Source organism: Bradyrhizobium retamae (assembly GCF_001440415.1).
GTDB classification, from domain to species: Bacteria; Pseudomonadota; Alphaproteobacteria; order Rhizobiales; family Xanthobacteraceae; genus Bradyrhizobium; species Bradyrhizobium retamae.
This window is the reverse complement of record NZ_LLYA01000025.1, coordinates 1-6,304: the sequence shown is the minus strand read 5'-3', so window position 1 is coordinate 6,304 and position 6,304 is coordinate 1. Positions and strand designations below refer to the sequence as shown.

The following is a 6,304-nucleotide window of genomic DNA, read 5'->3' as shown; positions in this document are numbered from 1 at the left end:
AATAGTCCTGCCAGCGCCAGACGGTGGTCTTCGAAACCCCGACCTCACGCATAATTGCCACGACGCCATGACAGTTGGGATTCAAATGTCAGTGACAGAACACTAGGGCACAAGACGCGGGCCCGGATGTGCCCTCTCTACGTCGCGGGTTTGATTGGTCCAGGAGACCGCAAGAGCGTTCAACCGATGGCGGCACGCGCCAGTGGGGTCGGTTACGATCAGCTCCATCATTTCGTCGCTGCCGGAGTTTGGGACAGTGCTCCACTCGAGGCTGCCCTGCTGAAGGAGGCAGACAGATTGGTTGGCGATGATGCGGGTTTTCTTGTCATCGATGATACGGCGTTGCCCAAGAAGGGACGTCACTCGATTGGCGTCGCGCCACAATATGCCTCGTCGCTCGGAAAGACTGCTAACTGTCAGTCGCTAGTCTCGCTAACATTGGCGTCGCGGGAGGTGCCGGTGATGGTGGGCCTGCGGCTGTTCCTGCCCGAGAACTGGACAAATGATCCTGAGCGCATGGCGCGGGCCGGTGTGCCGAAGGATAGACAGACTGCTCTGACAAAGCCGGAGATTGCGATCGAGGAGATCGACCGCGTCATCGCCTCTGGTGCGCGTTTCGGCTGTGTGCTGGCCGATTCTGGGTACGGCTCCAGCGGGCCTTTCCGTCAGGCTTTGAGCGAGCGCGGTCTGCTGTGGGCGGTGGGTCTGTCGCGGCGCCAGAACGTCTATCCTGCCGACGTTGCCCTGATCTTCCCCATCGCGAAGACCGGAAAGCCCCGCAAATACCACATCCCTGATCAGCCACCGGTCTCTGCTGAAGCGTTATTGGCCGAAGGCAAATGGCAAAGGGTCAGCTGGCGGCGGGGCACCAAAGGTCGGCTGACATGTCTCTTCACGGCCCGCCGTGTCCGCGTTGCGGATGGCCATAAGCACCGGATGATCAATAACCGTATGCAGTGCATGCCTGGCGACGAGGTCTGGCTCGTCGGCGAGCGGCGGTCGACCGGGGAGCAAAAATACTATGTGTCGAACCTGCCGGCCGATGCCACCATCAAGACGCTCGCTGCCACGATCAAGGCCAGGCGGGTCTGTGAACAGGCCCACCAGCAGCTGAAGGAGGAGCTTGGGCTCGACCACTTCGAAGGTAGATCCTGGACGGGATTACATCGACATGCGTTGATGACGATGATCGCCTACGCCTTCCTCCAATCCCGCCGCCTCAAAGCCGCGGGACGGAAAAAAAAGAATCTCAGGACCGCCACCACAACCAAGCATGCCGGCCATCAGGCAAGCGATCCTCGACCTCTTCGCACGACCTCCACCCCGACAATGTCCTCACTGTGACCTGCTCCTTGCAGATATCGCGACGACTAAAGTGCCAAAGTAGTGCTAGCCTGCGAAAGAGCGGGGCTGATTGCAACGGAAGAGGCGGCAATCCGGATCCTGAAGCGTGTCTCACGCGAGATCAACAAGGCGAGATCAATGCTCGAGTTCATCGGTCGCGGCACGGATTGGTTGCAGTGAGCTGGGCGTAGAGAAATATCCGTCGTATCACTGCAGATGCAGCCGTTTGTTCAACTGACAATGGGAGCGAACCAAGAGCCGGGTCATCGTCGCTTGTCCGTCGAAATCTGCGACAGCATGAGCCGATGTTGGAGGATCGCTCCTCGCGGCCGATGTCAAAACAGGAGGGAGCTTGTCATCCAGGATGACATAATCCAGCCTTTATTGATTGCGCGCGAGAGCGCGCGCCGGCTTAAAAGGTACTGTCGACTGCACGTTTCGGGTGAAGAATCCTTTATCGCAATTCCACACGTTCACCTCCCATTGCGAAATGGATGGCGAGCCGGAACCTCAGTGTGCCCTTGTGCCCCGTAGGCTTTCGATATTCGTCGCTCGAGATCGATAGGGTCCCCGCAGCATCACACTCGATTCCACGTCGCGAAACATGGTGTAATTTCGTCGGATCCACTTATGCATGGCAAGGCGCTCTCCTTCGATGTCAGTCTGAAGGAGCCGTCATGGCTCGATTACCTCCCCAACATCACGGAGACCGCAGATGTGATCGATACTTACGGCAAGATGCAGCTGATGGACCCGCTGATCATCCACGATGGGGTCGCCAAGGCTCGCAATAGGCCGCTTCACAGCTCAACCGCGTGGTCCCCGAGCACCTGGCGCGTTAGAGCGCCCTTGATCTCGCGGGCGATCTCCTCGCGAATCTGGGCTCCGAACTGCAACTCAGCATCGCTGTTGCCGGTCAGGTCATGATCGGCGAGCCGTTGGTCGAGGCGGCTCTTGAACTCCCCGTCCATCGCCTCGGCGAGCCGGTCCTGCATCTCTGCATGGGCTTCGGGGGCGATCCGGCTCACCACCGTCTCCCAGGGTTGCCAGCGAGTTGCCAGATAGTCGGCGAACCCCGCCGCCTCCTCATTCCGCACCTGCGTCTCGGCTGCGGTGAGGTCGTGCTCAGTAACGTAGGCGACGTCAAAGAACCGCATGTCCGGAGCGACGAGCTGCAGGTCAAGCCGCTCACGTAGCTTGACCTGATAGGCGAGATAGACTTCGATCTCGTCGACGAACTGGAGCGAGCCGACCTTCTGACGGGCAATCGGCTCGAGCGCGTCCAGGCGGAACAGGACCCGGGCCTGCTGGATGAGTTCGCCGAGCCGATCGTCATAGGCCCCGTCCTCGACATCGGCGTTCAGGCGTGCGGTCTGCATGCCGTTCCAGGTCAGGGTGATGCGATCCTGGCAGCTCTCGCTCGCCCCGAAGGCCAGCTGAAAATACTGCTGGCGCAATTGCGGCCTAATCGCTGCCTGCCGCAGATCCTCGGCCACGACCTGCTGGAAATGGGGATTGTCATAATTCACGGTCTCCCGCAGCCTGTCGAGGAAGAGCGCGTATTCCGAGGCACCCGCCTCGTCGGCGAAGTTCTGCCAGGCGGCGATCGCCTCCGGCTCGGCCTCCATCCAGTCCGCTACCACCTCGGCCAGCGGCCGTTCCTGACCCACCGCCGTCCCCCCGCCCATCGAGAAGAAGACCCGCGGGCCGGCATAGCTCAAGGTATTCAGGGCTCCCGCCAAATTCGTCCGCACCTGCTCGGGCAGCGGATTATCCTCCACGTGAACCATGCACTCAGAACCTAACCGGGTTAGCAGGGTCTCCGGCAGGCTGGTCAGCCGATTGTCGCGTGCCTCGAGCACCTGGAGCTCGGCCGGGAGGGTCTCGGGCAAGCTGGTCAGCCTATTGCCGCTGACGTGGAGTCTCTGGAGCTCAGGTGGGAGGGTCTCGGGCAGGCTGTTCAGGTGGTTCTCGCGCGCGAAGAGCAACTGGAGCTCGGCGGGAAGAGTGTCGGGCAGGCTGGTCAGCAGGTTGCCATCGGCTTCGAGCTCTTGGAGTTCGGGCGGGAGGGTGTCGGGTAGGCTGGTCAGCCTATTGCCGCCGGCAGCGAGCAACTGAAGTCCGGTCGGGAGGGCGTTGGGCAGGCTGGTCAGCAGGTTGCCGCGGACATCAAGGTCCTGGAGCCCGGCTGGCAGAGTGTCTGGCAGGCTGGTCAGCCGGCTGTTGAAGACGGCGAGTGTCAAAAGGCCCTCCGGAAGGGTTTCGGGCAAGCTGGTCAGCCGGTTGTTGCCGATGGCGAGTGACTGGAGTCCCGTCGGCAGGGTGTCGGGCAGGCTGGTCAACCGGTTGCCGCTGGCGTCGAGCGTTCGGAGTCGGGACGGGAGGGTGTCAGGCAAGTGCACCAGCTCGTTGTCGCTCACGTTGAGCGACTGGAGCCCCGGCGGAAGGGCGGCGGGCAATGTCGTCAGGCCTAGGTTTAACAGCTCCAGCCCTACATAGCCGTCGCCGGCCTCTCCCCAGGCACGCATTCGTCTTACCGCCTCTTGCCGGTCCTCGTCTTCCGTCTGCCCCTCCTCGCCGGCCCAGGTGTCCAAGATCTGGTCAAGCCGCGATTGCCTGAGGACGGGGTCTTCAAGGTCCGTCGGAAGGGTTGCAGGGCCTGAGGCCCGCGTGCCGTACAAGGCTTCGGTCCACTGCGCCGCGGCTGGGGTGAGCCGGCGGCCTCCTCTTGAAGTATTGCCATCGCCCGGCCGGGGCTCTCGGCCAAGGATCGATGCCCCGAGATTTTGCTCCCAAGGAATTTCGGAGGTCGTTGGCCACTCCGGCACCACGTCACCGACCTCCGCCCACGATCGCTCCTCCTGATCGACACTATGCGTCGGCCAATCGGCAGCTGCATCCATGCCGTGCCAACAATCCGTTAGACCGAAATTGCCGGCTGGCAACTGGCCAGCGCGATCCGCCGCCGCAAAAAGCATATGCTGATTGAGCCCTTGTTCAGAGGAGGCGGGCGGATCCGAGAGCCACCGCGAGGTGCCTTGCCCGACACGATCCTCGTCCGGCATTCTCAAAGGATTCGCATTCAGGTGCTGCTGAAACCCCGCTTGGTCCGCCTGCTGCTGTTCTAGCCCGTCGTAATACGTCCACTCGACATCTGGGCCCTCGAATTGGTTGAGATTGTTGAACGGATCCACCCCACTCTCCTTCGACAGATCTGAGCAGCTAACGCCGGACACGGATAGTAAGATGCTTGGCTTTCGAGAAGCTGACGAGAAATTGGCATCAAATCCGTTCCACGTAAGGGTCGTAGGCAGAACCGCCTAGGCAAAGGTTGTCCGTTTCGATCTTTTGCCCAAATGGTCATCTTTGCAGAAGGGGAAGAAACAGGCTTCTCAATGCCTCGTCGTCGAATCTGTCGCTCTCCTGCTGCTTCCCGCTTCCGAACGACGGCGAGCTCGAGACGTCAGTCTCTTCCTCGAGCTTGGTGATGCGGTCCATGACCGTCTCCACGGCCTTCGATATCGATTGAGAGACGAGGTTGTCAATCGGCTTGCAAATATTGCAAACGATGACGTAATTGCGGTCGGCGCCCGCGGCTCGAAAGGTCCGCTATGTTCAAGCCTTCCGCAATCTCGCGAATCGGAGGGGACTATGAAGCAATATGTTGGGCTGGACGTCTCGCAAAAAGAAACGTCAGTATGCGTGGTCAACGAAGTGGGTCAGGTCTTGTTCGAGGGAAAGGCCAAGTCCGACCCGGGGGCGCTGACGGCACTGCTTCGCAGGCGAGCGCCACAGGCGGAGCGCATCGGATTCGAGACCGGGGCGATGGCGAGTTGGCTCTGGCATGAACTTCGTAGGGTTGATCTTCCGGTGGTCTGCATCGACGCGCGTCATGCCCACGCGGCTTTGTCCGTACGCATGAACAAGAGCGATCAGAATGATGCTCGAGGTTTGGCCGAACTGGTGCGGGTCGGCTGGTATCGAGAAGTCAAAGTCAAGAGCGAGGAAAGTCAGAAGATACGCGCGATACTCGTCGCGAGATCTCGGCTCGTGGCCATTCGTCGAGATATCGAGAACCAGGTCCGCAGTTTAATCAAAGAATACGGCCTGCTCTTCCCACGTGCGATCGGACGGCAGTTTCGCAATCAGGTCTGCGAGCTATTGGGCGAGGATCATCAGCTCCGCGGTGTGATCGCGCCGCTTCTGTCGATCCATGAACAGATCTGCAAGCAGCAAAGCAAGTTCGACGACGAAATCCACCAATTGGCGAAGTCAGATGAGACGACGCGCCGCCTAATGACGGTTCCTGGTGTCGGCGTGGTGACCGCCTTGACCTTCCGCCATACGATCGACGACCCATCGCGCTTCCGATCGGCATCAAGTGTCGGCGCCTATCTGGGTCTTACGCCTCGACGCAACCAGTCTGGCGAAACTGACATCAATGGCAAGATATCACGATGGGGCGACCGTCTTCTTCGAACTTACCTGTACGAGGCGGCGACCGTCCTGCTTTATCGAACGAAGAAATGGTCCTCTCTCAAGGCTTGGGGCATGAAGCTCGCCAAGCGAATTGGCATGCGAAAGGCAAAGGTCGCCATCGCGCGCAAAATCGCCATCGTTCTTCACTGTATCTGGGTCGATGGCACATCCTTCGACTGGGGCCAGGCAAAGGAAGCCTGATCCGATTTTGTAAACTTCCTGGTCCGGTCTGCCGGACTGGCGATGTCCCGCTGGGACGGTGTTGTGGCGACCTCGTTCATTCGGCTGGTGGCGGCTTGACTGTACTCCGCTGCAGACGTTGAGGCGTCCGACCCGGACATCATCATGAGGCGCTGCGCGACCTCGGAAAGGACCATGACCCCAGCGAAGACATCAACAAGCGGGGCAATCTAATGCCATGGCCGGCAGGGTGCGCGTTCCAGCCGATCGTGATCACCGATTCCAGGCCATCGTGATCACC

General features: G+C 60.4%; 4 protein-coding genes and 1 pseudogene. 3 read left to right on the top strand and 2 right to left on the bottom strand.

The features are described from left to right. Positions 1-54 precede the first annotated feature (54 nt). Together CQ13_RS06050 and CQ13_RS47005 are read left to right on the top strand one after the other, a co-directional pair. The gene (locus CQ13_RS06050; RefSeq protein ID WP_057842103.1) at positions 55-1,344 is read left to right on the top strand and encodes an IS701 family transposase; all 1,290 of its coding nucleotides are present in this window, start codon (positions 55-57) and stop codon (positions 1,342-1,344) included. Between the two features lie 627 nt (positions 1,345-1,971). Further along, a pseudogene (locus CQ13_RS47005) lies at positions 1,972-2,151 on the top strand (hypothetical protein); the annotation flags it as partial. Here CQ13_RS47005 and CQ13_RS06045 read toward each other — a convergent pair. Together CQ13_RS06045 and CQ13_RS42560 are read right to left on the bottom strand one after the other, a co-directional pair. Beyond that, positions 2,145-4,538 carry an NEL-type E3 ubiquitin ligase domain-containing protein gene (locus CQ13_RS06045; protein WP_245309046.1) on the bottom strand — a complete coding sequence of 798 codons (2,394 nt, stop codon included), beginning with the start codon at positions 4,536-4,538 and terminating at the stop codon, positions 2,145-2,147. The pseudogene CQ13_RS47005 and the gene CQ13_RS06045 overlap by 7 nt on opposite strands. A 166-nt stretch (positions 4,539-4,704) precedes the next feature. Beyond that, positions 4,705-4,842: a hypothetical protein gene (locus tag CQ13_RS42560; RefSeq protein ID WP_156433531.1), complete on the bottom strand. Its 138-nt coding sequence runs from the start codon at positions 4,840-4,842 to the stop codon at positions 4,705-4,707. A gap of 153 nt (positions 4,843-4,995) precedes the next feature. Between CQ13_RS42560 and CQ13_RS06040 the strand changes: the two genes are divergently transcribed. Continuing rightward, positions 4,996-6,024, top strand: a complete 1,029-nt coding sequence (locus tag CQ13_RS06040) for an IS110 family RNA-guided transposase (RefSeq protein ID WP_057842102.1) — start codon at positions 4,996-4,998, stop codon at positions 6,022-6,024. Positions 6,025-6,304 lie beyond the last annotated feature (280 nt).

What these genes read in the sequence shown, in the direction of transcription:
- CQ13_RS42560 (WP_156433531.1), bottom strand. Translation starts at nt 4,842, where the DNA reads ATGGACCGCATCACCAAGCTCGAGGAAGAGACTGACGTCTCGAGCTCG.
- CQ13_RS06040 (WP_057842102.1), top strand. Translation starts at nt 4,996, where the DNA reads ATGAAGCAATATGTTGGGCTGGACGTCTCGCAAAAAGAAACGTCAGTA.